The sequence below is a fragment of the Asanoa sp. NPDC049573 genome, from assembly GCF_040676615.1.
Taxonomy (GTDB): Bacteria; Actinomycetota; Actinomycetes; order Mycobacteriales; family Micromonosporaceae; genus Asanoa.
In genome coordinates this window covers 1-25744 of the sequence record NZ_JBFAPI010000008.1, presented here as the reverse complement: position 1 = coordinate 25744, position 25744 = coordinate 1, and the positions used below count along the sequence as shown (strand labels likewise).

23 protein-coding genes are annotated in these 25744 nt (G+C 71.9%); 15 read left to right on the top strand and 8 right to left on the bottom strand.

Annotated features, from left to right (window positions below; all coding sequences use genetic code 11):
* Positions 1–5 precede the first annotated feature (5 nt).
* On the top strand, positions 6–410 hold the full coding sequence (locus tag AB0J74_RS19410) for a DUF3224 domain-containing protein (protein ID WP_363449695.1): 405 nt from the start codon (positions 6–8) through the stop codon (positions 408–410).
* Entirely contained in the window at positions 407–982 is a 576-nt protein-coding gene (locus AB0J74_RS19405; protein WP_363449693.1) for a MarR family transcriptional regulator, read from the top strand. Before AB0J74_RS19410 ends, AB0J74_RS19405 begins: the two co-directional genes overlap by 4 nt.
* On the opposite strand, the gene AB0J74_RS19400 is transcribed toward AB0J74_RS19405, so the two are convergent.
* Together AB0J74_RS19400 and AB0J74_RS19395 are read right to left on the bottom strand one after the other, a co-directional pair.
* Entirely contained in the window at positions 979–1899 is a 921-nt protein-coding gene (locus AB0J74_RS19400) for a hypothetical protein (protein ID WP_363449691.1), read from the bottom strand. The two genes, AB0J74_RS19405 and AB0J74_RS19400, sit on opposite strands and share 4 nt — an antisense overlap.
* Before the next feature lie 53 nt (positions 1900–1952).
* Positions 1953–3260: an ABC transporter ATP-binding protein gene (locus tag AB0J74_RS19395; protein ID WP_363449689.1), complete on the bottom strand. Its 1308-nt coding sequence runs from the start codon at positions 3258–3260 to the stop codon at positions 1953–1955.
* A 291-nt stretch (positions 3261–3551) separates the two neighbouring features.
* Between AB0J74_RS19395 and AB0J74_RS19390 the strand changes: the two genes are divergently transcribed.
* From AB0J74_RS19390 to AB0J74_RS19365, 6 genes are read left to right on the top strand one after another with little or no spacing between them, the layout of a single operon-like run.
* A complete protein-coding gene (locus AB0J74_RS19390) occupies positions 3552–4469 on the top strand; it encodes a glycosyltransferase (protein ID WP_363449687.1) in 918 nt (305 codons plus the stop codon).
* 57 nt (positions 4470–4526) lie between these two features.
* Entirely contained in the window at positions 4527–6344 is a 1818-nt protein-coding gene (gene treS, locus AB0J74_RS19385) for a maltose alpha-D-glucosyltransferase (RefSeq protein ID WP_363449685.1), read from the top strand.
* Positions 6341–7654 (top strand): maltokinase, encoded by a 1314-nt coding sequence (locus AB0J74_RS19380; RefSeq protein WP_363449683.1) that lies wholly within the window; start codon positions 6341–6343, stop codon positions 7652–7654. Before treS ends, AB0J74_RS19380 begins: the two co-directional genes overlap by 4 nt.
* Positions 7655–7664: 10 nt before the next feature.
* Positions 7665–8828: an AAA family ATPase gene (locus tag AB0J74_RS19375; protein WP_363449681.1), complete on the top strand. Its 1164-nt coding sequence runs from the start codon at positions 7665–7667 to the stop codon at positions 8826–8828.
* A gap of 14 nt (positions 8829–8842) precedes the next feature.
* Positions 8843–9367: a YbhB/YbcL family Raf kinase inhibitor-like protein gene (locus AB0J74_RS19370; protein WP_363449679.1), complete on the top strand. Its 525-nt coding sequence runs from the start codon at positions 8843–8845 to the stop codon at positions 9365–9367.
* Positions 9368–9392: 25 nt separating this feature from the next.
* The gene (locus AB0J74_RS19365; protein WP_363449677.1) at positions 9393–10253 is read left to right on the top strand and encodes an LLM class flavin-dependent oxidoreductase; all 861 of its coding nucleotides are present in this window, start codon (positions 9393–9395) and stop codon (positions 10251–10253) included.
* On the opposite strand, the gene AB0J74_RS19360 is transcribed toward AB0J74_RS19365, so the two are convergent.
* On the bottom strand, positions 10231–11262 hold the full coding sequence (locus AB0J74_RS19360; RefSeq protein WP_363449675.1) for a DNA polymerase IV: 1032 nt from the start codon (positions 11260–11262) through the stop codon (positions 10231–10233). The two genes, AB0J74_RS19365 and AB0J74_RS19360, sit on opposite strands and share 23 nt — an antisense overlap.
* Positions 11259–12491, bottom strand: coding sequence for a sigma-70 family RNA polymerase sigma factor (locus tag AB0J74_RS19355; protein ID WP_363449673.1), 1233 nt, complete (start codon positions 12489–12491; stop codon positions 11259–11261). Before AB0J74_RS19355 ends, AB0J74_RS19360 begins: the two co-directional genes overlap by 4 nt.
* A gap of 118 nt (positions 12492–12609) precedes the next feature.
* Here AB0J74_RS19355 and AB0J74_RS19350 point away from each other — a divergent pair, with 118 nt between their 5' ends.
* Positions 12610–14799, top strand: coding sequence for a glycoside hydrolase family 3 protein (locus tag AB0J74_RS19350; protein ID WP_363449671.1), 2190 nt, complete (start codon positions 12610–12612; stop codon positions 14797–14799).
* A 21-nt stretch (positions 14800–14820) separates the two neighbouring features.
* On the opposite strand, the gene AB0J74_RS19345 is transcribed toward AB0J74_RS19350, so the two are convergent.
* Positions 14821–16248 carry a PrsW family intramembrane metalloprotease gene (locus AB0J74_RS19345; protein ID WP_363449669.1) on the bottom strand — a complete coding sequence of 476 codons (1428 nt, stop codon included), beginning with the start codon at positions 16246–16248 and terminating at the stop codon, positions 14821–14823.
* Positions 16245–16799, bottom strand: coding sequence for a hypothetical protein (locus AB0J74_RS19340; RefSeq protein ID WP_363449667.1), 555 nt, complete (start codon positions 16797–16799; stop codon positions 16245–16247). Before AB0J74_RS19340 ends, AB0J74_RS19345 begins: the two co-directional genes overlap by 4 nt.
* A 143-nt stretch (positions 16800–16942) precedes the next feature.
* On the opposite strand from AB0J74_RS19340, the gene AB0J74_RS19335 reads away from it, so the two are divergent.
* The 3 genes from AB0J74_RS19335 (at position 16943) to AB0J74_RS19325 (ending at position 19803) form a co-directional block, all read left to right on the top strand.
* Entirely contained in the window at positions 16943–17818 is an 876-nt protein-coding gene (locus AB0J74_RS19335) for a trypsin-like peptidase domain-containing protein (RefSeq protein ID WP_363449665.1), read from the top strand.
* A 138-nt stretch (positions 17819–17956) separates the two neighbouring features.
* A complete protein-coding gene (locus AB0J74_RS19330) occupies positions 17957–19162 on the top strand; it encodes a histidine kinase (protein WP_363449663.1) in 1206 nt (401 codons plus the stop codon).
* Entirely contained in the window at positions 19159–19803 is a 645-nt protein-coding gene (locus AB0J74_RS19325) for a response regulator transcription factor (protein WP_363449661.1), read from the top strand. The genes AB0J74_RS19330 and AB0J74_RS19325 overlap by 4 nt, the downstream gene beginning before the upstream one ends.
* Before the next feature lie 1055 nt (positions 19804–20858).
* Here the strand turns inward: AB0J74_RS19325 and AB0J74_RS19320 are convergent.
* Positions 20859–21782 carry an NAD-dependent epimerase/dehydratase family protein gene (locus tag AB0J74_RS19320; RefSeq protein WP_363449659.1) on the bottom strand — a complete coding sequence of 308 codons (924 nt, stop codon included), beginning with the start codon at positions 21780–21782 and terminating at the stop codon, positions 20859–20861.
* Positions 21783–21894: 112 nt separating this feature from the next.
* Here AB0J74_RS19320 and AB0J74_RS19315 point away from each other — a divergent pair, with 112 nt between their 5' ends.
* On the top strand, positions 21895–22584 hold the full coding sequence (locus AB0J74_RS19315) for a TetR/AcrR family transcriptional regulator (protein ID WP_363449657.1): 690 nt from the start codon (positions 21895–21897) through the stop codon (positions 22582–22584).
* Here the strand turns inward: AB0J74_RS19315 and AB0J74_RS19310 are convergent.
* The gene (locus AB0J74_RS19310) at positions 22574–23056 is read right to left on the bottom strand and encodes a MarR family transcriptional regulator (protein ID WP_363449655.1); all 483 of its coding nucleotides are present in this window, start codon (positions 23054–23056) and stop codon (positions 22574–22576) included. The two genes, AB0J74_RS19315 and AB0J74_RS19310, sit on opposite strands and share 11 nt — an antisense overlap.
* Positions 23057–23162: 106 nt before the next feature.
* On the opposite strand from AB0J74_RS19310, the gene AB0J74_RS19305 reads away from it, so the two are divergent.
* Together AB0J74_RS19305 and AB0J74_RS19300 are read left to right on the top strand one after the other, a co-directional pair.
* Complete coding sequence (locus AB0J74_RS19305; RefSeq protein ID WP_363449653.1) at positions 23163–24062, top strand: ABC transporter ATP-binding protein; 900 nt, start codon at positions 23163–23165, stop codon at positions 24060–24062.
* Positions 24059–25648, top strand: coding sequence for an ABC transporter permease (locus AB0J74_RS19300; RefSeq protein ID WP_363449651.1), 1590 nt, complete (start codon positions 24059–24061; stop codon positions 25646–25648). Before AB0J74_RS19305 ends, AB0J74_RS19300 begins: the two co-directional genes overlap by 4 nt.
* Positions 25649–25744: the final 96 nt, after the last annotated feature.

Genomic DNA, 25744 nt, shown 5'->3' with positions numbered 1-25744 from the left:
GGGCTATGACCGAGATCATGGAAACCAAGCTCGAGATCACCTCGTGGGACGAGAAGCCCTACCGCGAGTTCGACGACGGCCGCAAGTTCTCCAGGGCCGAGGTCACGCTCGCCGGCACCGGCGACGGCCTGACCAGCGGCGCGTTCGAGTCGTTGCTCTACTACCGGGCCGACGGCACCAGCGACTACGTGTCCAACATGGAGATCACCGGGACGCTCGGCGGTCGGTCCGGCAGCTTCGTGCTCCAAGGCGCGGGCAGTTATGACGGCACGACCGCGCGGATCACCACCACGGTCGTGCCGGGCTCCGGCACCGGCGAACTCGCCGGCATCACGGGCTCGGCGGAGAGCGTCTCGACCCACGCCGATTACCCGCACATGCCGCTGACCCTGCGCTACGAGTTGGCGTGAGCGACGACGCCCTCGACCACCAGGCCAACCTGCTCGGCGCGGTCTCCCTCGCGCTGACCGACGCGGCCGCCGGCGCGGTCGCGGCCGCGAGCGACGGCACCGCGGCGGTGGCCGGCAACCCGACCGCGGCCGCGGCGCTGTCGGCGCTGCTGCACTTCCTGCACCGGCCGTCGATCGACCAACTCCGCCGGGTGCTCGGCCTGACCCCGTCCGGCACGGTCCGGCTGGTCGACCGGCTGGCCGAGGCGGGCCTGGTCACCCGGGGCCCGGGCGGCGACGGGCGGTCGCGCTCGGTGGCGCTCACCCCGGCCGGCCGGGCCGCCGCCGAACGCCTGTCGGCGGCCCGGGCGGCGACGCTGCGGTCTGCGCTGGCCGGCCTCTCGCCGGCCGAGCGATCCACACTGGACGGACTGGTCGGCAAGGTGATGGCCGGCATCGTCGCCGAGAAAGACGGCGGCGCCTGGCTGTGCCGGCTCTGCGACCTGGCCGCCTGCGGCCGCGACGAGGGCCATTGCCCGACGGCCAATGCGGCGGCGGCGAAGTATGGCGCCGCCGCCGTGGCCCGTCGCTAGAGACCCGCGATGGTGCGGAAGATCTCCGCGTAGAAGTTGCCCTCGATCTCGCGGAACAGCGCGAACGAGGAGTCGGGGTTGCCGAAGAAGGGCCGCAGGGTCCACGCCAGTTGGGTGCCGACGAAGCCGAACAGCAGGATCCAGACGTAGAGCAGCGTCATGCTCGCCGGCCGTTCGGTGGCCACACCGGCGGGCATTTTCGCGTAGCGACCCGCGATCGGGTCCCAGACCCGCTCGCCGGGTCGTGCGCCCGCCACCAGAACCGGGTGAGCCGGGGCCGCCGCCGGCACCGCGGCACCGTCGCCGTTGGCGGTCGGTGCGCCGACCGCGGCCGGCACCTTCTCCTCCTCGTTGACGGGGGCCGGCGAGATCGGGGCGGCTTCGGCCACGAGCGCCGGCTCGGTGCGCGCCGGGCTCAGCAGGCCGCGCTCGTGCAGCACCCGCATGCCGCCGGTCAGGAAGCGCAGCCCGACCAGCGCCGACAGCGCCAGGATGGAGACGTTGAGCAGCTTGAAGAAGCCGTAGTCGGGCGCGGTGATCAGGAAGAACAGGCTGATCGGCGCGAACGCCACCGCGAGCATCGCGGTCACCGTGATGGCGACCATCACCAGCGAGACCGACTGCTTCATCGAGAGCCGGGCGCCGAAGACCAGGTTGAACAGGTAGAGCGTGGGCAGGCAGATGGCCAAGGTGACCAGGAACAGCAGCGGCAGCTTGATCGCCGAGGTGAGCGCCATCAGGCCGCTGTTGAAGAAGCCGAGCACCGCGCCGTAGAGCGCCAGCGCGACGGCCGAACTGGCGAGCATCTGCCCGGTCAGTCGGTTGAGATCGCGCTCCTCGACGATCTGCTGCCAGATGCTGCCTCGGTCGCGCAGGATCCGTTCAATGATCAGCAGGCCGGGGCCGTTTGCCGACACGGTGCCATCCTCTCTGGACTCAGGTGCCGACAGACGCTAGGGCACGGCCCCGGTCAGCGCCACCCCACATCGATTCGGTCGCCGCGATCGTCGAAAAAGTGCAGGGCGTCCATGCGTACGGAGACCGACAGCGAGGTGCCCGGCTGCACGTTGGGATAGGGCGCCAGCCGCACCGCCAGTTCGGCCGGTCGGCGGTGGTGGCGGCCCGGGTCGCTGAGCACGCTGGTGCGGTTGCGCGCGGGGCCGAGTTCCTGCACCGCGGTCGCGCTGGCGGCCCGGCTGGTGAGCCGTTGCACCGCGTGCCCGATCCGGCGCAGGGGGCCGCCCTCGCTGGCCTGCTCGGTCGGTGCCTGGCCCATCTCGTCGACCACCACGGCGGTCGCGCCGATGTCGAGGAACGCCAGCGACTCGTGACCGTGGTGCTCGAGATAGCGGATCCGGCCCTGGAGCACGTCGCCCGGACTGTTGGGCGCTACCGGTGTGAGCGCCTCGGCGCGCAGCCCGACCACGATCCGCTCACCGTGGTAGTGCGCGACCGCCCGCGCCCGGATGTCTTCCCACGGCAGGTAGAGCGCCTGGTCGCCGAGGTTGAGCGTGACGTAGCGGTCGAGGTGGACGTAGACCGACGCCTCCAGCAGGTTCATCCGCGGGCTGCCCAGGAACGCGGCGACGTAGAGCGTGGCCGGGCGGCCGTAGACCTGGGTCGGCGTGCCCACGTCCTGCAGGACGCCGCGCCGCATGATCGCGACCCGGTCGGCCATGGTCAGCGCCTCGGCCTGGTCGTGTGTCACGTAGATGGTGCTGACGCCGAGCTCGCGGACCAGCCCGGAGATCTCCGCCCGCAGCTCGGCGCGCAGCCCGCTGTCGAGATTGGACAGCGGCTCGTCCATCAGGAACAGGCCGGGCCGGCGGACGATCGCCCGGCCCATCGCCACCCGCTGCCGCTGGCCGCCGGAGAGTTGGTTGGGCTTGCGGGCGAGCACGTCGCCGATGCCCAGCGCGCTCGCCACGTCGGCCACCCGCTCGCCGCGCGCCATCGGCTCGACCCGGGACAGGCGCAGCGGGAAACCGATGTTGTCGCCGACCGACATGTGTGGGTAGAGCGCGAAGTCCTGGAACACCATCGCGATCCGGCGCTCGCGCGGCGGAAGGTCGTTGGCCAGGTCGCCGTCGAGCAGGATGGCGCCGGTGGTCGGATCTTCCAGGCCGGCGACCATCCGTAGCACGGTGGACTTGCCGCACCCGGACGGACCGAGCAGCACCATGAACTCGCCGTCATTGACGTCGATGCTGACGTTGTCGACCGCGACCGTTCCGTCTGGAAAGATCTTGGTGACATCTTTGAGCGCGACGGTTGTCACCGTCTCCTCCCCAGAGTCAGTTCCCCGAGCTGTGCCGGCCGGAGGTCCTCAGAAGGCATGCCGCCGCCGCGGCATCACTTCTTCCGGTCATGACTGTGACGAGAGTTACTCGACAATCCCATCGGGTAAACGTGCCATGTTCAATGCGTGACAATCCGACTACCTGCATTGACCGTGATTGGTTTTCGGTCGACCGGGGGTAGCCGGCCGGTGTGCGGACCGTGGATACGCAATCTGGCGCGGCTCCGCTAGCCTCAGCCAGGCGTGTTATTTCAGGGCAGGGGGCCGGCGATGCGACTGACGGTGGGAGTGCTCACCTATCGCAGCGCGGCCAACCTGCCGCCGTTGCTGGCCGCGCTGCCCGCGGGCCTGGCCGGCGTCGACGACTGGCGGCTGGTCGTGGTCGACAGCGGGTCCTTCGACGACACCCTGACCGTCGCCAAGGATCTGGCGCCCGACGCGACGCTGGTGCAACTCGACAGCAACCGCGGCTTCGCGGCCGCCGCCAACGCGGTCGCCGCCGTCGACCCCGACGCCGACGCCGTGCTGCTGCTCAGCCCGACCACCCGGCTGCGGCCGGGCTGCGCCGCCGAGTTGCTGGCCGCGCTGGCCCAGCCCGGCGTCGGCATCGCGGTGCCCCGGCTGATCGGCCGCGACGGTGCCTACAAGACCTCGCTGCGCCGCCGTCCGACGCTGGGCCGGGCGGTGGCCGAGGCGGTCCTGGGCGGCAATCGGGCCAGCCGGCTCGGCCGCGGCGAGGTGATCGCCGACCCGGCCGGCTACGACGGGCGGACCCCGGCCGACTGGGCGACCGGCGCGGTGACCATGTTCAGCCGAGCCTGCCTGACCGCGACCGGGCCGTGGGACGAGAGCTTCTTCCTCTACAGCGAGGAGACCGAATACGCGCTGCGCGCGGCCGACCAGGGCTTCCGGGTGGCCTTCGTGCCCACCGCCGAGGCCGTGCACAACGGCGGCGACGCCCGCAACGTCCCCGCCCTCTGGGGCATCATGGTCGCCAACCGGGTCCGGCTGCACGCCATGCGGCACGGCCGCGGCGCCGCCACCGCGTTCTGGGCGGCGATCACCCTCGGCGAGGCGATGCGTTCGCCCGGTAACGTCAACCACCGTTACGCCACCCGCAAGCTGTTGCGGGAGCGCAAGGGATTGACCCGGGGCCAGCCCGCGATCGTCCCAGAACAACTCCGCTGACCGACCGACCCCAGCCGTCACCCTGTGGCGGAGCCGATTCGGCATTAGCGTGGAAGCATGAGTGACGTGACGGCTGGAACTGTCTCGGTGCAGCCACCGGATCCGGCCGAGGGCAGTCACGTCGAGCGCGGCATCGTCGAGCACCCCACCTCGGACGACTTCCTCCACGCACGAAACGTCCCGGTCGACGCGACGTGGTTCCAGCGGGCGGTCTTCTACGAAGTGCTGGTGCGGGCGTTCGCCGACTCCGACGGTGACGGCTCCGGCGACCTGCGCGGCCTGATCGACCGCCTCGACTATCTGGCCTGGCTGGGCGTCGACTGCCTGTGGCTGCCGCCGTTCTACGACTCGCCGCTGCGCGACGGCGGCTACGACATCCGCGACTTCTACAAGGTGCTGCCCGAGTTCGGCACTGTCGACGACTTCGTGGCCCTGCTCGACGCCGCGCACAAGCGGGGCATCCGGGTGATCACCGACCTGGTCATGAACCACACCTCCGACCAGCACCCCTGGTTCCAGGAGTCGCGCCGTGACCCCGACGGCCCATACGGCGACTTCTACGTGTGGAGCGACACCGACAGCAGATACCAGGACGCCCGGATCATCTTCGTCGACACCGAAGAGTCCAACTGGACCTTCGACCCGGTCCGCCGGCAGTTCTACTGGCACCGGTTCTTCTCACACCAGCCCGACCTCAACTACGCCAACCCGGCCGTCCAGAACGCCATGCTCGACGTCCTGCGGTTCTGGCTCGACCTGGGCATCGACGGCTTCCGCCTGGACGCGGTGCCCTACCTCTTCGAGGCCGACGGCACCAACTGCGAAAACCTGCCGGAGACACACGCCTTCCTGCGGCACTGCCGCAAGGTGATCGACGACGAGTTCCCGGGCCGGGTGCTGCTGGCCGAGGCCAACCAGTGGCCGGCCGACGTGGTCGCCTACTTCGGCGACCCGGAGTCCGACGGCGACGAGTGCCACATGGCGTTCCACTTCCCGCTGATGCCGCGCATCTTCATGGCTGTCCGGCGCGAGTCCCGCTTCCCGATCTCCGAGATCCTGGCCAACACGCCGGCCATCCCGGCCAACTGCCAGTGGGGCATCTTCCTGCGTAACCACGACGAGCTCACGCTCGAGATGGTCACCGACGAAGAGCGCGACTACATGTACACGGAGTACGCCAAAGACCCGCGGATGAAGGCCAACATCGGGATCCGCCGGCGGCTGGCGCCGTTGCTCGACAACGACCGCAACCAGCAGGAGCTGTTCACCGCGCTCCTGCTGTCGTTGCCCGGCTCGCCGGTGCTCTACTACGGCGACGAGATCGGCATGGGCGACAACATCTGGCTGGGTGACCGCGATGGCGTACGCACGCCGATGCAGTGGACGCCCGACCGCAACGCCGGCTTCTCCACCTCGACGCCGGGCCGCATCTACTTGCCGGTCAACCAGGATCCGATCTACGGTTTCCAATCTGTGAATGTGGAGGCACAACGCGACAGCTCCACGTCGCTGCTCAACTGGACGCGGCTGATGCTCTCGGTGCGCCGCCGGCACGACTCGTTCGCCGTCGGCACGTTCCAGGAGCTCGGCGGCTCCAACCCGGCGGTGCTCGCGTTCCTGCGCCACCACGAAGACGACGTCGTGCTCTGCGTCAACAATCTGTCCCGTTTCCCGCAGCCCATCGAGCTCAATCTGCAGGCCTGGTCGGGCTACTCGCCGATCGAGCTGACCGGACGAGTCCTGTTTCCACGGATCGGCCAGCTACCCTACCTGCTGACCCTGCCCGGATACGGTTTCTACTGGTTCCAGCTCACCCCACCGTCCGAAGAGGATGATCCGGCCCGCGCTGCCGAACAGCACATGGAGGAGTCATGACTTTGCCGTATGCCGACTGGCTACCGCATCAGCGGTGGTACGCCGGACGCGGCCGCACCCTCCACAGTGTCACGCCTGTCGCGGTCACCACCCTGCGCGAGTCCCTCGACCACGTGCTGCTCGACGTCGAATACGACGACGGCGGCACCGAGCGCTATCAGCTCTACGTGGCCTGGGACGGCGAGCCGCGCCCGGAGTTCGCCGGCACCGCGACCATCGGCATCGAGGGCGACCGGGCCGGCTACGACGCGCTCTACGACGAGCCGGCCGCCCGCGCGCTGCTCGAACTGATCGACCAGGACGCGGTCGTCGGCCGGCTGCTGTTCCGCCGCGAGCCGGAGGCCAAGCTGCCGCTCGAGGCGCCGGCCCGGGTGGCCGAGGCCGAACAGAGCAACACCAGCGTGGTCTACGACCGCGCGGCGATCCTGAAGGTGTTCCGCCGGGTGGTCGCCGGCATCAACCCCGACGTCGAGCTCAACCGGGTGTTGGCCCGGGCCGGCTGCGCACACGTGGCCCAGTTGCTGGGCGCGGTGGAGAGCTCCGACGAGCGCGGCGAGCCGGTCTCGCTGGCCATGCTGACCGCCTACGCGGAAAACTCCGCCGAGGGCTGGGCGATGGCCACCACCAGCGTGCGCGACCTGTTCGGCGAGGCCGACCTGGCCGCCGACGAGGTGGGCGGCGACTTCTCCGGCGAGTCCTACCGGCTCGGCGAGGCGGTCGCCGTCGTGCACCGGATGCTGGCACAGGAACTGGGCAGCGAGATCGTCGAGTTCCCGGTCGACCGGATGCTGGCCCGTCTCGAGCGGGCCGCGGCGTTCGTGCCCGCGCTGGCACCGCACGTCGACGCCGCGGCTGAGCGGTTCCGGGCGGTCGGCGGCACCGAGATGCTCGTCCACCGGGTGCACGGCGATCTGCACCTCGGCCAGGTGCTGCGCACGCCGAAGGCCTGGCTGCTGATCGACTTCGAGGGCGAGCCCGGCCAGCCGGTCGAGGAACGCCGCCGCCCCGACTCGCCCCTGCGCGACGTCGCCGGCATGCTGCGCTCCTTCGAGTACGCGCCGCACCACCTGATCGTCGACCAGCCCGACGACGCCCAGGTCGTCTACCGGGCCCGCGAGTGGGCCGAGCTCAACCGGGGCGCGTTCTGTGACGGCTACGCCAGCGCGGCAGGCGAAGACCCGCGGTCGCGGCCCGAACTGCTCGGCGCGTTCGAGCTCGACAAGGCCATCTACGAGGCCGCCTACGAGGCCCGGTTCCGGCCGAGCTGGCTGCCCATCTCGCTGCGGTCGGTGGCCCGCCTGCTGGGCTAGCGTGGGTCGGGTGCTGGTCACGCTCGCCGTCGAGAACTACCGGTCACTGCGCCGGCTGGTGCTGCCGCTGCGCCGGCTCAACGTGGTGACCGGGGCCAACGGTGCCGGGAAGTCGAGCCTCTACCGTTCGTTGCGGCTGCTCTCGGCATCGGCCCGGGGTGGCGTGGTGGGCGCACTGGCCCGCGAGGGTGGGCTGCCGTCGACGCTGTGGGCCGGCCCCGAGACGGTCCAGCGTGGAGACCACCCGCTCCAGGGCACGGTGCGCACCAAGCGGGTGGCGCTGCGGCTGGGCTTCGCCGGCGACTCGTTCGGCTACGCCATCGACCTCGGGTTGCCGCAGGCGGTCGGGCCGACGCTGTTCGGGCTCGACCCGGAGATCAAGAGCGAATGCAGTTGGTCGGGCCCGGTGCTGCGGCCGGCGACCAAGCTGACCGAGCGGACCAACACGGCGGTCGGCGTACGCGGACCCGACGGTGCCTGGCGGGCCACGAAGCTCACGCTGCGCCCGTACGACAGCATGCTCGCCGAGTTCGTCGATCCGGAACTGGCGCCCGACCTGATGCTGCTGCGCGAACGGATCCGCTCGTGGCGCTTCTACGACCAGGTCCGCACCGACGCCGACGCGCCGATGCGGGCCGCGCAGATCGGCACCCGCACGCCGGTGCTCGGCCACGACGGTGCCGACCTGGCGCCCGCGCTGGCGACGATCCGCGAGGTCGGCGACGCGGCGGCCCTGGACGCGGCGGTCGACCTCGGCTTCCCGGGCAGCCGGCTGGCCATCGCCGCGGCGGCCGGCCGGTTCGAGCTGACGCTGACCCAGCCCGGGATGCTCCGCCCGCTCGGCGCGGCTGAACTCTCCGACGGGACGCTGCGTTACCTGAGCTGGGTGGCCGCAATGCTGACGCCCCGGCCGCCGGAACTGCTGGTGCTCAACGAACCGGAGAACAGCCTGCACCCCGACCTCATCCGCCCGCTCGCCGCGCTGGTCGCCGGCGCGTCCGCGCGCATGCAGATCGTCGTGGTCACCCACTCGCGGCCGCTGGCGTCGGCGCTCGACGCGCACGCCGACGAGGCCGACCTGCAACTCGTCGAGCTCGCCAAGGAGCACGGCGAGACCTATGTCGTTGGGCAGGGCAGGCTCGACGAGCCCGCGTGGCACTGGCCGAAACGCTGAGGAAGGATCAAACCATGAGTCTCGAACGACCTGTTCCGCCGGATCCCTACGACCTGCTGCCGTCCGTTCCCTCGTTCACGCTGACCAGCGAGGACGTGCGCGACGGGGAGCAGATGGCCGACACGTTCGCCGACCCGAGCGTCGGCGGCGGCGGGAAGTCGCCGCAGCTGTCCTGGTCGGGCTTCCCGGATTCGACCAAGAGCTTCGTGATCACCTGCTACGACCCGGACGCGCCGACACACAGCGGCTTCTGGCACTGGGTGCTGGTCAACGTGCCGGTCACGGTGACCTCACTGGAGCGGGGGGCCCAGCCGCCGGCCGGCGCGTTCGCGGTGCGCAACGACTACGGCACCAAGGAGTACGGCGGTGCGGCGCCGCCGCAGGGCGACTTCCCGCACCGCTATCTGTTCACCGTGCACGCGGTCGACGTCGAGCGACTGGACGTGACGCCCGACGTGTCGCCGGCCGTGGTCAGCTTCAACCTGACGTTCCACGACCTCGCGCGGGCGGTCATCCGGCCGACGTATCAGGTGAAATAGCAGCAATCCCGCTAGGGTGGGCCGGGTGAAGATCGGCATCGGACTTCCCAACAGCGTGCCGGGCGTCCCCGGCACCACCCTGGTCGAGTGGGCCCGGCGATCCGAGGAGCACGGCTTCGCCGGGCTGGCGACGATCGACCGGATCGCCTACCCCAACCACGACTCGCTGACCGCCCTCGCCGCCGCGGCGGCGGTGACCAGCCGGATCGGGCTCTACACCAACATCCTGCTGGGCCCGGTCTATCCCGCCGCCCTGCTGGCCAAGTCGGCCGCCACGGTCGACCAGATCTCCGGCGGCCGGTTGACTCTCGGCCTGGCCCCGGGCGGCCGGCAGGACGACTTCGAGGTGATGGGCCGCGACTTCAGCCGCCGGGGCCGCGAGTTCGACCGCACGCTGGACCGGATCCACCGGATCTGGTCGGGCGACCCCGAGCATTCGCCGGCGCCGGTCAACGGGCACGCCATACCCGTGATCATCGGCGGCACCAGCGACGCGGCGTTCCGCCGGCTGGTGTCCTGGGGCGCCGGTGGCGCGATGGGCGGCGGCCGGCCGGAGCAGGCCGGGGAGTACGCCGCCCGGGTGCGCACCGCCTGGCAGGAAGCCGGCCGCGAGGGCGAGCCGCGGATCACCGTCCTCGCCTACTACTCGCTCGGCGACGACGCCGAGGAGCGGTCGCTGGCCTATCTCCGGCACTACTACGCGTTCCTCGGCGAGTACGCCGACGGGATCGCGACCAACGCGCTGCGTACCCCCGAAACGATCCGGGCGGCGGCCCAGGCGTTCGAAGCGGCCGGGGTGACCGAGCTCTACTTCGATCCGACGGTGCCGTCGCTCGACCAGATCGACCGACTGGCCGACGTGGTCAGTCCGGCATCGCCAGGTTGACCCGCACGCCGAGCAGTCGCACCGGGCGTTTCCATTCGAACTTGGCCAGCAACGCGACGGCCGCCTGCTCGACCACGCCGGCGTCGGTGGTCGGGCCCGCGCGCAGTTTGGACTCCCGGGTCGGCGTGAAGAAGCTGACGTAGCGCACCTTGACCGCCACGTGGGTGATCTCGCGCCCGTCGGCGACCACGTCGGCGGTCAGCGCGCGGGCCATCGCGGCCACCTCGCGGGCGATGTCCGCCGGGTCGGAGAGGTCTTCGGCGTAGGTGTTCTCCCGGCTCTTCGAGCGGGCCACCCACGGCTCGGTGCTGATGTGGGTGTCACCGCCGCCGGCCGCCGCGACCGGCAGCCAGGCCGCCATCCGCGGCCCGAAGCGCTCGACCAGCGCGTCGGGCGGCGTCGCGGCGAGCTCGGCGACCGTGTGCAGCCCGAGCTCGTCGAGCTTGCGGGTGGTCTTCGGGCCGACTCCCCAGAGCTCCGCCGCCGGGCGCGGCCCCATCACGTCGAGCCAGACCGCGGAGGTAAGCGTGTGGACGCCGCCGGGCTTGCCGAACCGGGCCGCGGTCTTGGCCTGCAGCTTGTTCTCGCCGATGCCGATCGCGCAGGTCAGCCCCGTCTCGGCGAACACCGCCGCCTTCAGCTCCTCGGCCAGCGTGACCGGGTCGGCGATGTCGCCGCCGATGAACGCCTCGTCCCAGCCCCACACCTCGACGTCGACCGGGAACCGGCGCAGCACCGCCATCACCCGCTCGGAAGCGGCGCTGTAGGCGGCCGGATCGGTCGCCAGGAACACCGCCTCCGGGCAGAGCTGGGCGGCCCGCCGCAACGGCATTCCGGAGTGGACACCGTGCGCCCGGGCCTCGTAGGAGGCGGTGGAGACCACCTGACGCCGGGCCGTCGGGTCGCCCGCGCCGCCGACCACGACCGGACGGCCGCGCAGTTCCGGATGGCGCAGGATCTCCACCGCGGCCACGAACTGGTCCATGTCGACGTGCAGCAGCCAGGTCATGGCGTCGTGGCCACCAGCCGCCGGGCCCGATCGCGCAGGTAGCGCTGCTCCGGCTCGCTGAGCGTGCGGTCGGCGGCCGCCGCGTAGGCCGCCGCGGCTCCGGCGCTGTCGCCGGCCAGTTCGAGCAGGTGTGCGCGTACGGCGGCGAGCCGGTGGTGTCGGGTCATCCGCTCGTCGCCGTCGAGCGTGGACAGCAGATCGAGCCCGGCCCGCGGTCCGGCCACCATCGCGACCGCGACGGCCTTGTTGAGCCGCACCATCGGGCTGTCGGTGACCTTTTCCAGCAGTTCGTAGAGCGCGAGCACCTGCGGCCAGTCGGTGTCCGCGGCGCTGGGCGCCTCGTCGTGCACCGCCGCGATCGCCGCCTGCAACTGGTAGGCGCCGGGCCGGGTGCGGGCCAGCGCGGTGGAGACCAGCGCGACACCCTCGGCGATCGCCGCCCGGTCCCAGCGCGACCGGTCCTGCTCGTCGAGCGGGACCAGTTCGCCGCCCGGGCCGGTGCGGGCCGGCCGCCGGGCGTCGGTCAGCAGCATCAGCGCGAGCAGGCCGGCCGCCTCGCCGTCGTCGGGCAGCAGCCGGTGCAGCATCCGGGCCAGCCGGATCGCCTCCGCCGACAGCTCGACCCGGGCCAGGTGCGGCCCGGAACTGCTCGTGTAGCCCTCGTTGAAGATCAGATAGAGCACCTGGAGTACGGCGTCCAGCCGGGCCACCCGCGACTCCGGCGGCGGCATCTCGAACCCGAGCCCAGAAGACTTGATCTTCTGCTTGGCCCGGCTGATCCGCTGTCCCATGGTCGGCTCGGGCACCAGGAACGCGCTCGCGATCTCGGCCGTGGTCAGGCCGCCGACGGCCCGCAGAGTCAGCGCCACCTGCGCGGGAACCGCGATGGCGGGGTGGCAGCAGAGGAACAGCAACACCAACGAGTCATCGCCGTCCCGGCGGTCGGCGTCGGCCGGCGGCGCTGTTCGCGTGGCGGCGGGGTCGCGCTGGAAGTCGTTCTCCTCGCGCTGCCGCCGCGACTCGTCGCTGCGGAGCTGGTCGATCAGGCGGCGCGAGGCGACCCGGATCAGCCAGGCCTTCGGGTCGTCCGGCTGCCCGTCGGCCGGCCATTGGGTCGCCGCCGCGAGCAGCGCCTCCTGCACGGCGTCCTCCGCCGCGTCGAAGTGGCCGTAGCGGCGCACCAGCGCCCCGAGTACCTCCGGTGCGAGCTCCCTGAGCAGGCCTTCCACGCCAAGAGCCTACGTCGCCCGGTTCATTGACATCGGTCGAGACCGGCGAGGAGGATGCCGATGGGAACAGTCGTTCGTTGTCTCGGCCCGGACAGGCATCCGGAGGACGATCATGACAATGCGCCGCAGTTTCACGATCGCGCTCGTCTCGGTGAGCGCTCTCACGGCCTCGCTCCTGCCGGCGGCCGCCGCGCCGGCGGAGGCGCTCGACGGTGCCCCGGCGGCCGCCCTGCCCTACCTCGACCCGGGCCGACCCGTCGAGCAGCGGGTGGCCGACCTGCTCGGCCGGATGACGATCGAGGAGAAGGTCGGCCAGATGACGCAGGCCGAGCGGGCGGCGGTGGCGGCCGACCCGACACTGGTCGCGCGGTGGCGGCTGGGTTCGGTGCTGTCCGGCGGGGGCTCGGTGCCGACGCCCAACACGCCGGCCGCCTGGGTCGAGATGGTCAACTCGTTCCAGGCCCAGGCGCTGTCGACCCGCCTGAAGATCCCGATGCTCTACGGCATCGACGCCGTGCACGGCCACGGCAACGTCGACGGCGCGACGATCTTCCCGCACAACGTCGGTCTCGGCGCGACCCGTGACCCGGCCCTGGCCGCGGAGGCCGGCCGGGTGACCGCGGAGGAGATGCGGGCCACCGGCATCCCGTGGGATTTCGCGCCCTGCGTGTGCGTCTCCCGCGACGAGCGGTGGGGCCGCTCCTACGAGAGTTTCGGCGAAGACCCGGCGCTGGTCGAGCGCATGTCGACCGTCATCGACGGGCTGCAGGACAACGGCGTGCTCGCCACCGTGAAGCACTATGCCGGCGACGGTGACACGCGCTACGACCAGGCCGTCGCCGACGCGAACGAGGGCAAGCCCTGGTATGACCAGAAGTATCCGATCGACCAGGGCGTGACGGTCACCAGCCGCCGCGACTTCGCCCGGATCGATCTGGCGCCCTATGACAACGCGCTGCGCCATCACGACGCGGCCGTGGTGATGCCCTCCTTCTCCAGCGTGGACTTCACCGACGACGGCGTCGGCAACCCGGTGAAGATGCACGCCAACCGCGAGTTGGTGACCCGAGAGCTCAAGGGCCGGCTGGGCTTCGACGGCTTCGTGGTCTCCGACTGGGAGGGCATCCATCAGCTTCCCGACCCGGCCGAGCCGGGCAACACGGGCCTGACCGCGGGCAAGGTGCGGGCCGGTGTCAACGCCGGCATCGACATGTTCATGGAGCCCAACACGGCTTCGCAGTTCGAAGATCTGCTGTTGGCCGAGGTCGCGGCCGGCCGGGTCGCGCGGTCGCGGATCGACGACGCGGTCAGCCGGATCCTGCGCCGCAAGTTCGAGCTGGGGCTCTTCGAGCATCCCTACGTGGCGACCGCGCCCGGTGAGATCGGCGGCGCCGAGCACCGGGCCGTCGCCCGCCGCGCCGCCGCGGAATCGCAGGTGCTGCTGGCGAACAGCGGCCGGACGCTGCCGTTGCGGCCGGCCGGCAACGTCTACGTCGCGGGCCGCAACGCCGACAACATCGGCAACCAGGCCGGTGGCTGGACGATCCAGTGGCAGGGCGACAGCGGCGACACGATCCCGGGCACCACCATCCTGGAGGGGATCCAGGAGGTCGCACCGGGGGCGACGGTGACCTACAGCGCCGACGCGTCCGCGCCGACGGCCGGTGCCGACGTGGGCATCGTGGTGGTCGGCGAGACGCCCTACGCGGAGGGCTACGGCGACGTCGGCGGCCCCGAATGCGGCTTCTGCGCGCCGGCCCTGCAGGAGGAGAAGTCCCTCACGCTGCAGCCGGCCGACCAGGCCGTGGTCGACAAGGTCTGTGCGGCGATCGCCACCTGCGTCGTCCTGGTCGTCTCCGGCCGTCCGCAGGTCATCAGCGACCCGCGGCACCGGATCGACGCGCTGGTGGCGTCGTGGCTGCCGGGCAGCGAGGGCGGCGGCGTGGCCGACGTGCTGTTCGGGCGCCGCCCGTTCACCGGGCGGTTGCCGGTGAGCTGGCCGGCCCGGGCCGACCAGGTGCCGGTCAACGTCGGCGACCGCGACTACCGGCCGCTCTACCCCTACGGCTGGGGGTTGCGCACCGGGCAACCGCGGCACGACCTCGCCGCGACCGAGCGGCGGTTGCGGGTCGCCCGGTCCGGCGTCGAGGACCTGGTCGCGGTCGCCCGCGACGCCGCGCAGGAAGCGGTGGTCGGCGGCCGGGCACCGACCAGCTGGCCGAGCCTGATCGCCGATGCCGAGCACCAGCTGATGGCCGGCCACCCGCTCGCCGCCTGGGCCCTGCTGCTGCGCGCCACCCACCGTTAGGGCCTGTCTCGGGCGGCGCGGTCAATACAGCGTCGCCGAGCGGGCGATGAGGCTGACGATGTAGGCCAGCGCGAAGACCAGGGCCAGGATGGCGGCCGTACGCAACCGCGGGTCGGCCCGTTGCCGGCGGGAGCGGGCCCGGGCCACCCCGAAGAGCAGGAAGCCGAGCGGCAGCACCAGGAAGATCGGGTTGATCAGCACCGCGAACGCCAGGACGAACGAGATCCAGCCGGCGGTGGTGGTCGGGTGCACCGCGTCGGCGTCGGAGATGCCGAGGTTGTAGACACCGTAGCGGGCGCGCTGCAACTCGGGCAGCCGGGCGGCATAGCCGGCCTCGCCGTTGTCGCGCATGTCGACCGCGAGATCGGCCTGCGCGCGCTGGAGTTGGCGGACCCGGCGATAGCCGCGGGCGCCCGCGTAGACGTAGGCGTTCCAGCGCGCCCGGCCGCGGCTGCGCCAGCCACGCAACGCGAGGATCTCGTTGTGCGTCGCGATCCACGGGTTGCGCAGGCTTTCCAGCGGACCGGCCAGGCCTTCGTACTCGTCCTTGCGGAAGAAGTGCAACAGGATCAGGAACGTGCCGAGGATCAGCAGTCCCTTGATCAGCAGGACCAGCAGGGTGCCGTAGACGCCGGCGTGGTCAGTCAACGACGCCGCCGCCGGTGAGTTCCACAGGAAGTGCATCAGCCACGCCAGGGCGAGGGCGCCGAGCGCGACACCGATCCGGTTGAACCACGAACGTTCCTTGTGCAGCACGGCGTACGCCACGCCGGCGCCGGCGATCGCGCTGTAGACGGTGTGGCTCCACAGCCCGGCGAGCAGCCCGCGGACCACGAACGTCTGCAGCACCGGGCCAAGACTGTCGGTGCCCGCGGCCGCCACCGCGTTGAGGCTGTAGGTGATGTTCTCGATCTCCTGGAACCCGAGACCGACGAATGCTCCGTACACCACGCCGTCGAGAACGCTGTTGATCTGCCGGCGGGCCAGCAGCACGATCATCACGATGCCGAGCGTCTTGAGGATCTCCTCGTCGGTCGGCCCCTCGATCGCGGCCGCCCAGTCGCGCACGAAGCCGAGCGAGGTCATCTTGACCAGGATCGACTCGAGCGCGGTGTTGGCCCGCAGCGCGTTGGCGCTGGCCACGAAGCCGCCCCAGACCAGCGCGGCGGCGAACAGCCAGCGCGGCTCCGGCTCCAGCCAGTCGACCGCGCGGATGATCGTGACGAACACGGCGCCGTGTATGCCGAAGAGGATCACAGCGAGCACGAAGGCGGCCGGAGCGTCGGCGATGGCCGGGCCGAACGACAGGCCGAGGATGACGACGCCGGCGATGGCCAGCGCGACGAACACCCAGACGGCCGGCCAGCGCGCCGCGGCGCCCCAGGACGCGAACACCCGCCGGGTGCCCGGTGCCGGTGGCGGCGTCGGGGCGGCCTGGTCGACGCTCATGCGACCTGCTCGATCGTGACGGTCCTGACGCTGGTCTCCAGGGCGTCGCGGTGCGCGGTGACGCCCGCGTCGTTGCCGTCGACGACCGAGGTCACGCCGGTGCCGCCGAACAGGTAGACGGTGTACCAGCCGGTGCGGTTCTCGGCCACGAAGGTGGCCTGCAGGCCGGGTATGCCGCTGTTGGAGGTGACCTGCTGGTCGTCGGAGATGGCCTGCACACCGGAGATGTTCTGCACCTCGGCGCGGATCCGGTCGGCGAGTTGCTGGAGGGTGCCCGGGAAGCTCTCGGCGGTCAGCCGGTAGCGCACGCCGTCGACGTCCAGCGTGACCACGCCCTGCTCGGGCGAGGTCTGCCCGGCGACGACCGAGGCGTCGGGCGGCGGCACCACGCTGGCGTTGACGGCGAACTCGAGCGGGGTGGTGCTTGACACGGTGTTGTCGGGCAGCGCGTCGTCGATCGCCGGCACGCCGAACGACAGGGCGAGGACTCCCGCCACGACCGCGAGGCAGCCGGCGAGATTACGCCGCCATGTCGAGGACGCCCCAGCCATCAGGACATTGTCGGGGATCTCCAGCGCGGGTGCACCATTCGGGTCCGCTCAGCGCGGCGGGACGCGACGTCCGGTCGGCCGCGTTCAGGTAAGTCCCAGGCCAGCCCCAGGTTCGGGGAAGATATCCGCGTCACGGTAGAGACATGACCGATTTGCTGAGCCGCTCCGATCCGTACGCGTCCACCTGGCCGCACCAGCCGACCGCGGCCGGTCCGACCGGTCCCGGCGGGCCCACCCCGCCCTGGGGCCCCGGCAGTCACTCCGGCGGCGCACCCAACGGCCCGCGGCGCGGCCGCCGCGTCGCCATCGCGGCCGGCGCCCTCGTGCTGGTCCTCGGCGGCGGCGTCGCCGGCGGCGTGATCGGCGCGCAGACCAACCAGCCCACGGCCGCCTCGACCGCCGCGGCCTCGACCGCCGCCACCAGCGTCTCGAACCAGTCGGCGACCCTCGCCTCGGTGGCCGCCAAGACCTCACCGAGCGTCGTAACCATCCTGGTCCCGATCGCCGGCGGCACCGCCGAGGGCAGCGGTGTGATCGTCGACGGTTCGGGCCGCATCCTCACCAACAACCACGTGGTCGACGAGGCCACCGGCGGCGCGACCGTGCAACTGTCCGACGGCCGGTCCGTGCCAGCCCAGATCCTGCGTACCGACCCGAGCCACGACCTCGCGCTGCTCCAGGTCAACGCGTCCGGCCTGACCCCGGCGACGCTCGGCGACAGCAACAGCGTCCAGGTCGGCGACACGGTGCTGGCGTTCGGCAGCCCGCTCGGCCTGAGCGGCACGGTCACCTCCGGCATCGTCTCGGCCCTCGACCGCGACGCCCAGGACCTCAACCTGTCCCACCTGATCCAGACCGACGCCCCGATCAACTCCGGCAACTCGGGCGGCCCACTGGTCGACGCGGCCGGCCAGGTCATCGCCATCAACGTCGCCAACGCCTCGACCGGCCAGGGCGGCGGTTCGATCGGCATCGGCTTCGCGATCCCGATCGACACCGCCCGGTCCATCCTGAGCTGATCTCCTTGCTCTGCACCCCTGTGGGAAGCACCCCGCCACCAGGCCGCTTCCCACAGGGGTGCAGAGCAAGAGCGTTTGCTCTGCACCCCTGTAGGAAGCGCGTAGCGCGTTTGCGCCGCCGGCGGTCACAATCGGCCGGTGAACCGCGTCCTGGCACCGCTGGTTCGGGGATCCACCTACCGGCGGGGCGTGCACCTGCTGCTCGGCGGTGTGATCGTGCTGCCCTACGCGCTGCTCACCGTCGTCTTCGTCAGCATGCTCACCGGCGACGACGTGCCGCCGCCGGCGACCTGGGCACTGATCCTGATCAGCGCGGTGATCGCTGTGACACCGGCGTTCCTCGGCGGCACCCGGGCCGTCGAAATCGTCGCCGCCCGCGGCCTGCTCGGTGTCGACCTGCCCGATCCCGCCGGCCGGGCCGACCGGGAGACCACCCTGCGCGGAGCGCTCTGGTTCGGGCTGCACCTGGCGTTCGGCGGGCTGGTCGGCCTCGCACTCGTCACCGCACTGCCGATGGCCCTGGTCTTCGCGCTCCAGTGGTCCGTCGACAGCCTCCCGCGCGGCGGTCTCCCGCTCGACCGGTGGAACCCGGCCGCGCTCACCGCGGCCGGCCTCGTCCTGCTGGTGCTGCTCGGCTACGCGGTCGCCGGGCTCGGCGCGCTCGCCGCCCAACTCGCGCCGACGCTGCTCGGGCCCTCGCAGGCCCAGCGGATCGCGGCGCTCGAAGCGCGGGCCGGTCAACTCGTCGAGCGCAACCGGCTGGCCCGCGAACTGCACGACTCGGTCGGGCACGCGCTGACCGTCACCACGCTGCAGGCCGCCGCCGCACAGCGGGCGTCGGACGACCCCGAGTTCGTCAAGCGGGCGCTGGTCGCGATCGAGGAGACCGGCCGGGCGGCGATGGAAGACCTCGACCACGTGCTCGGGCTGCTGCGCGCGGCCGAGCGTGCCGACCGGCCGGCGCCGCAGCGGACCCTGGCCGACGTCGACCGGGTCGTCGCCGATGTCGCCGGCGCCGGTTTGACGGTCACCGTCACTCGCGACGGGCCGATCGCGACCGTGCCGGCGGCCGTTTCCCGGGAGGGCTACCGGATCGTGCAGGAGGCGCTGACCAACGCGGTCCGGCATGCCGGGCCGGTGCCGGTTACCGTGCACATCGCGGTGGTCGAGCGGTCGTTGCGGATCGACGTCAGCAACCCGGTGACCCGGGAAGGCCATGACCCGACCGGGCGCGGCCTCGCCGGCATGCGCGAACGGGTCGACGTGCTGGGCGGGCGGATGACCGCCGGGCCGGCTGACGGGCTGTTCACGGTCGCGGTGCGGCTGCCGACGGGAGGGTCATGACGACACGGGTGCTGATCGTCGACGACGACGCGCTGGTCCGCGTCGGCCTGCGCACGATCGTCGACGCCGAGCCCGATCTCGAGGTGGTGGCCGAGGCCGGCGACGGCGCCGAGGTCCCGCCGCTGGTTGCCCGGCACCGGCCCGACGTGGTGCTGATGGACGTGCGGATGCCCGACGTCGACGGCATCCAGGCGACCCGGCACCTGCTGACCACCGCGGCCACGCCACCCCGGGTGATCGTGGTGACCACCTTCGAGAACGACGACTACGTCTACGACGCGCTGCGCGCCGGTGCGAGCGGATTCCTGCTCAAGCGGGCCCGGCCGGCCGAGGTGGTGGACGCGATCCGGGTGGTCGCGCGCGGCGACTCGCTGCTGTTTCCGGCGGCCATCCGACGCCTGGTCGCGGGCCGTGGTGGCGGCACGAACCCGGCCATGGCCCGGCTCACCGGGCGGGAGGCCGAGGTGCTCCGGCTGATGGCGGCCGGGCTGTCCAATGCGGAGATCGCCGAGCGGCTCGTGGTCGGCGGCGAGACGGTCAAGACCCACGTGGGCAACGTGCTCGCCAAGCTCGGCGCCCGCGACCGCGTGCAGGCGGTGATCACCGCGTACGAGTCGGGATTCGTGACGCCCACCGGGTGAGCTCCCCCGCCGGGGGGAGGCGGTCCACACCGCACGGGGAGGCTCGACAGCGACCGCCCGGCGAGCGTGAGAGGCATGACGAACTCACGATCCTGGGCCGGTTACCTCGCTGCCGCGTGGGCGCTGAGCTACGGCGTCGTCGCCACGGTCTGGGCCCTGACCGGCGACGGCTACCCGTTCGGTGCCAACAATCCGGACCAGATGCACCCGCTGCGCGCCGTCCCGGTGCAGACCGGCGCCGCCGTGTTCGCGGTCGTGCTGCTCGGCGCCGGAGTGCTGGCGCTGGCCACCGCGGGCCGGCAACCGGCCCGGCCGCCCCGCCCGGTGCGCGCCGGCCTCCTCGGTCTCGGCTGGGCGGTCGCGGCCGCGCTGGTCATCCTGATTCCCGGGGCGCACATCCTGGCCATCGCGGGCTACACCCCGATGCTGCTGATCGGTGCGCCCTTCGGCTGGCCCAGCGAGATCGACTATGGCGTGATCTTCAACTGGACGACCGCCAACCAGGTGTGGTCGATCGCCGGCGGGCTGCTGCTGGCCCGGGCGTTGCTCGACTGGCAGCGGCGTACGGCCGGGAACGAGCCGGCCACCGGGCCGGTGCGCTGGGGGACCTGGGTGACCATCGTCGCGGCGGTGATCCCGGCCGTCTACGCCGCGACCCGGCTGGCCTGGGCGGCCGGAATCCCGCTCGGCACGGAAGCCGGGGCCATCGACGATCCCGATATGGCGTTGGCGGCCACCGGTCTCGGCACTTTCGCGCTGGTCGGCACCTGGCTGACCATCGGCCTGCTGCGGCCGTGGGGCGAGCGCTTCCCGCGCTGGATGGTCGGGCTGGCCGGCCGCCGGGTGCCGGTGTGGCTGGCCACGGTGCCGGCCGCGGCGGTCGCGGTCGCGGTGGGCGCGGCCAGCGTGAGCTTTTTCTCCGACGCGAAAGTGCTGCGGATGATCGCCGACTTCGACGTCGCGGTGACGCCGATGGTGCTCTGGCCACTGTGGAGCGCGACGCTGCTGCTCGCCGCCTACGCCTATCACCGGCGCCGGACCGCCACCGACCCGGCTCACGCCGCGACGGGCTCGGCGGCGGCGGGGATCGACGCCCGCAACGCCTCGTCGACGTCGGTCGCGGCCAGCCCGAAGGTCTCCGCGGTCAGCGTGGCGTCGAGCAGGAAGGGCCGCTCCCACTGGTAGCTCATCTCGACGAACTCCCTGGTGCGGCGGTCGAAGAGCCCAGCGGCCCGGACCGCCGCCTTCGGGTAGCTGCGCAGCCGGGGCGGCGCGAACCCGCCGACCGCGGCGAGTCGCTCGACCGCCTGGCGCATGGTCATCGGGGCCGGCGATGGCACGTGCCAGGCCCGGCCCCAGGCCCGCGGGTCGCGACCGAGGGCGATCAGCGCGGCGGCCATGTCGCCCGTGTAGGTGAACGTGTGCGGGATGTCGAGCGGGCCGGGCAGCCAGATCGTCTTGTTGGCGCGCAGGCCGGGCATGGCCATCTCGATGACCGAGTAGCGCGGGCTCAGATAGTCGGAACCGCGCACCTCGGTGACCCCGCTGATCCGGCCGGAGCGGTAGGCGTCGACCGCGTCCTGCCACATCTTCACCCGCACCCGGCCCTTGACGGTCGGCGCCGCGAGCGGCATGTCTTCGGTCATCGGCCGGTCGACCGGGCCGTAGACATAGAGATTGCCAGTGATCACCAACGGCGCGCCGCTCGACGAAGCGGCGGCCAGCATCGCCGCGTGCATCGGCGGCCAGTCGGCCGGCCAGGTGTGGTAGGGCGGGTTGGCGCAGTTGTAGATCGCGACCGCACCCTTGCTCAGCCGGCTCAGGGCCGCGCCGTCGCTGGCGTCGGCGGCGACCCGCTCGATGTCGGGGTGGACCGGGCCGCTGCCGCTGCGGGTGATCAGGCGGACCCGCTCACCGGCCTCGGCCAGTTGGGTGGCGGTGCTGCTGCCAACCGCGCCGGCTCCGACGATGACGTGCATGGCGTGCCTCCAGGAAGTCGATTCGGAGAGCAGTGCTCTCTGTTAAGAGCAATGGTCCACGGATCAGTGCCCTCTGTCAAGAGCAGTGCTCTCGATATGCGACACTGTTCTCATGAAGGCGACCTCGATGCGGGCCCGGCTGCGGGCGGAGATGACCGACGAGATCAAGGTGATCGCCCGGCGGCACCTCGCGACCGACGGCGCCAACCTGTCGCTCCGCGCGGTCGCGCGCGACCTGGGCGTGGTGTCGTCGGCGATCTATCGCTATTTCCCGAGCCGCGACGACCTGCTCACCGCGCTGATCCTGGACGCTTACAACGCGCTGGGTGGGTCGGTCGAGGCGGCCGAGGGCGCGGTCGACCGGGCCGACCTGACCGGGCGGTTTCTCGCCATCTGCCACGCGGTGCGCGACTGGGCCCTGGCCAACCCGCACGAGTACGCGTTGATCTACGGCAGCCCAGTGCCGGGGTACGCCGCACCCAGCGACACGGTGCCCGCGGCTACCCGGGCGGTGACCGTGCTCGGCGCAGTGCTCGAAGACGCCGCGCGGGTCGGCGTGCTCCACGACGACGAGCGCCTGCCGGCCGACGTGGCGGCGGAGCTCGCGCGGGTCGGTGCCGGCGTCGCTCCGAACGCGCCGCTCGGAGCGGTGGGCCGGGCGCTGGGCAGCTGGGTGCAGCTGTTCGGCTTTGTCAGCTTCGAGCTCTTCGGCCAACTGAACAACGCCGTCGACGTGCCAGGCCCGGTCTTCGACCACCAGATGCGGGCCCAGGCCGCCTACATCGGACTGCCTACTCCTTGAGCGTCTCGCGATGCTTCAGGTAGCGCTCCAGCAGGGAGCCGAGCTCGCCCTGGATGAACTCGTAGAAGTCGCCCATGCCGGCGATCCGCTCTCCGGCCGGGGTCTCCCGGCCGCCGGCCGCGGCGACGCCGCCCTCGGCGAGCTTGGCGATCTGGGTGAACAGAGTGCCCTTGATGATCGCGCCCATGTACCAGGCGTCGTCGGGCAGGCCGTAGCGGTCGCGCCGGGAGCCGGGCACGGCCGAGCGCTCGACCAGCCCGAGATGCTGCAGGTAGCGCACCGACTGCGAGACCGCGGCCGGGCTGATCTCCAGCCCGTCGCTGAGCTCCTTGGCGGTCAGGTATCCGGTGTCGGAGGCCATCAGCTGCATCAGCACGCGAGCCGCCATCCGGGGGAACCCCCAGTCGGCGTAGAGCCGTGCCATGTCCTCCACGTATTGCCGCAGAGCGGTCTCGTCGCGGTCGCCAGCCATGTCGCGCACCTCCCTCGCTCCATCCTGCCGGACGTGATCTATCTTGACGCGCTCTTGACGCGAATGAAACTTCACAAGTTTGTGAAGCAAGTGTAACTTCCAAATCATGGAGAACGTCATTTCGGTCAATGGGCTTGTCAAGAGCTTCGGCCGGACCCGCGCCCTCGACGGACTCGATCTCGAGGTGCGCCGGGGAGAGGTGCACGGCTTCCTCGGCCCCAACGGGGCGGGCAAGTCGACCGCCATCCGAGTGCTGCTCGGCCTCCTGCGGGCCGACGCCGGCACCACCACCCTCTTCGGGGGAGACCCCTGGCGCGACGCGGTGTCGCTGCACCGCCGCCTCGCCTATGTGCCCGGCGACGTGACGCTGTGGCCCAACCTCACCGGCGGCGAGGTCATCGACCTGCTCGGCCGGCTCCGTGGCGGCCTCGACACCAAGCGGCGCGACGAGCTGATCGAGCGCTTCGAGCTCGACCCGCGCAAGAAGGGCCGCACCTACTCGAAGGGGAACCGGCAGAAGGTCGCGCTGGTGGCCGCCCTGGCCTCCGACGCCGAACTGCTGGTGCTCGACGAGCCCACCTCGGGCCTCGACCCGCTGATGGAGTCGGTGTTCCAGGCCTGCGTCAACGACGAGCGCGGCGCCGGCCGCACGGTGCTGCTGTCGAGCCACATCCTGGCCGAGGCCGAGGCGCTCTGCGACCAGGTGAGCATCATCCGGGCCGGCCGCACGGTCGAGACCGGCACGCTCACCGAACTGCGCCACCTGACCCGCACCGCCATCCACGCCGAGCTGGCCGCCTCCCCCAACGGGCTCGGTTCGCTGCCCGGCGTGCACGACCTGGTCGTCGAGGGCGAGCGGGTGCGTTTCCAGGTCGACAACGCCGAGCTGGACACCGTGCTGCGCGCCCTGACCACGGTCGGCGTGCGCGGCCTGACCAGCCAGCCACCGACGCTGGAGGAGCTGTTCCTGCGGCATTACCAGAAAGAAGAAGAGGTCGTACGGTGACCGGCACCTGGCACCTCTTCCGGTTGGCGTTGCGCCGTGACCGGGTCGTCCTTCCGCTGTGGACGATCCTGCTCGGGCTCTTCCCCGGCCTGGTCGCGAGCAGCTTCGCGAGCCTCTATCCCGACCCGGCCGAGCTGGCGAAGTTCGCCGCGTCGATGTCGAACCCGTCGTTGACGGCGGTCTACGGCCCGATCTGGGCACCCAACCTGGGCGGCCTGACCGCGTGGCGGTCGAGCATCGTGCTGCTGATCGTGGCGCTGGCGACCGCGTTCATCGTCATCCGGCACACCCGCGCCGAAGAGGAACAGGGCCGCCGTGAGCTGCTCGGCGCCACCGTCATCGGGCGCCAGGCCGGGCTGGTCGCCGGCATGCTGGTCGCGCTGCTGGCCTCGGTCGTGGTCGGCGGGCTGACCGCGCTGGGCACCGCCGCCGCGGGCGCCGGGGGCACCGGCTCCATCGCGCTGGGCCTGCAGTACTTCCTCGCCTGCCTGCTCTTCGGCGCGATCGCGGCGGTCATCGCCCAGATCACCCAGGGCGCCCGCACCGCGCGCTGGATCGCCGGCGCCGTGCTGATCGGCTCGTTCCTGCTGCGGATGGTCGGCGACGCCGGCGGCGACCTCAACTCGCCGCTGTCCTGGATCTCGCCGATCGGTTTGCTACAGCGGATGCGGCCGTTCGCCGGCGAACGCTGGTGGGTCGCGGCCGTCGTGCTGCTGGCCGTGGTCGTGCTGTCCGCGGTCGCGTACCGGCTGAACGCGGCGCGCGACCTCGACGCCGGGCTGATCGCGCCGCGGCCCGGACCGGCCCGGGCGCCGCGCAGCCTGCTCTCCCCGCTCGGTCTGGCCTGGCGGCTGCAGCGGTCCACGCTGTTCGGCTGGCTCATCGGGTACGCCGTCCTCGGCCTGTTCCTCGGCTCGGCGACCGACGCGGCGGTCGACGCCGTCAAGGACAGTCCCGACCTCGCCGACGCGATCGCGCGGATCGGCAGCGGCGCCTCGATCGGCGACATGGTCATCGCGGCCGGCATGGCGATCATCGGAATCGGCGCGGCCGGCCAGGGCATCCAGGCGGCGCTGCGGGCCCGCGGCGAAGAGAGCGCGCTGCGGGTCGAACCGCTGCTGGCGGCGTCGGTCGGCCGGCTCCGCTGGGCCGGCGGTCACCTGCTGTTCGCGTTCGGGGGGCCGGCGCTCGGCCTGCTCGTGGCCGGCCTGTTCCTGGGCATCGGCTACGGCGCGGGATCGGGGGAGGGCGCCGGCGCGATCGGCCGGGTGGTCGGCGCCGGCGCCGGGCAGATCCCGGCGGTCTGGTTCACCGTGGCGATCGTGGTGCTGCTGTTCGGCCTGCTGCCCCAGCTGACCGGCCTCGGCTGGGCGGTCCTCGCGTTCTTCCTGCTGCTCGGCCAGCTCGGCGCGATCCTCCAGCTCAGCCAGTGGGCGCTCGACCTCTCGCCGTTCACCCACCTCCCGGCGCTGCCCGGCGGCGAGGTGACCGCGACCCCACTGGTCTGGCTCGTCGCCCTGGCCGCGGTGCTGACCGGAGCCGGCCTGGCCGGCTTCCGTCGCCGCGACATCGCCAGCGGCGGTTAGGCCGCGCCGGGTTGCAGCGTCCACATCGGCGGTTGGTTGGCCAGTTCGGTGGTGGCGACGGTCGGGTCGGCGGGGTCACCGAGTCGCACGACCGCG

What these genes read in the sequence shown, in the direction of transcription:
- AB0J74_RS19335 (WP_363449665.1), top strand. Translation starts at nt 16,943, where the DNA reads ATGACCGATTTGCTGAGCCGCTCCGATCCGTACGCGTCCACCTGGCCG.
- AB0J74_RS19315 (WP_363449657.1), top strand. Translation starts at nt 21,895, where the DNA reads ATGAAGGCGACCTCGATGCGGGCCCGGCTGCGGGCGGAGATGACCGAC.
- treS (WP_363449685.1), top strand. Translation starts at nt 4,527, where the DNA reads ATGAGTGACGTGACGGCTGGAACTGTCTCGGTGCAGCCACCGGATCCG.
- AB0J74_RS19410 (WP_363449695.1), top strand. Translation starts at nt 6, where the DNA reads ATGACCGAGATCATGGAAACCAAGCTCGAGATCACCTCGTGGGACGAG.
- AB0J74_RS19350 (WP_363449671.1), top strand. Translation starts at nt 12,610, where the DNA reads ATGCGCCGCAGTTTCACGATCGCGCTCGTCTCGGTGAGCGCTCTCACG.
- AB0J74_RS19360 (WP_363449675.1), bottom strand. Translation starts at nt 11,262, where the DNA reads ATGACCTGGCTGCTGCACGTCGACATGGACCAGTTCGTGGCCGCGGTG.
- AB0J74_RS19390 (WP_363449687.1), top strand. Translation starts at nt 3,552, where the DNA reads ATGCGACTGACGGTGGGAGTGCTCACCTATCGCAGCGCGGCCAACCTG.
- AB0J74_RS19310 (WP_363449655.1), bottom strand. Translation starts at nt 23,056, where the DNA reads ATGGCTGGCGACCGCGACGAGACCGCTCTGCGGCAATACGTGGAGGAC.
- AB0J74_RS19380 (WP_363449683.1), top strand. Translation starts at nt 6,341, where the DNA reads ATGACTTTGCCGTATGCCGACTGGCTACCGCATCAGCGGTGGTACGCC.
- AB0J74_RS19345 (WP_363449669.1), bottom strand. Translation starts at nt 16,248, where the DNA reads ATGAGCGTCGACCAGGCCGCCCCGACGCCGCCACCGGCACCGGGCACC.
- AB0J74_RS19305 (WP_363449653.1), top strand. Translation starts at nt 23,163, where the DNA reads ATGGAGAACGTCATTTCGGTCAATGGGCTTGTCAAGAGCTTCGGCCGG.
- AB0J74_RS19370 (WP_363449679.1), top strand. Translation starts at nt 8,843, where the DNA reads ATGAGTCTCGAACGACCTGTTCCGCCGGATCCCTACGACCTGCTGCCG.
- AB0J74_RS19325 (WP_363449661.1), top strand. Translation starts at nt 19,159, where the DNA reads ATGACGACACGGGTGCTGATCGTCGACGACGACGCGCTGGTCCGCGTC.
- AB0J74_RS19320 (WP_363449659.1), bottom strand. Translation starts at nt 21,782, where the DNA reads ATGCACGTCATCGTCGGAGCCGGCGCGGTTGGCAGCAGCACCGCCACC.
- AB0J74_RS19340 (WP_363449667.1), bottom strand. Translation starts at nt 16,799, where the DNA reads ATGGCTGGGGCGTCCTCGACATGGCGGCGTAATCTCGCCGGCTGCCTC.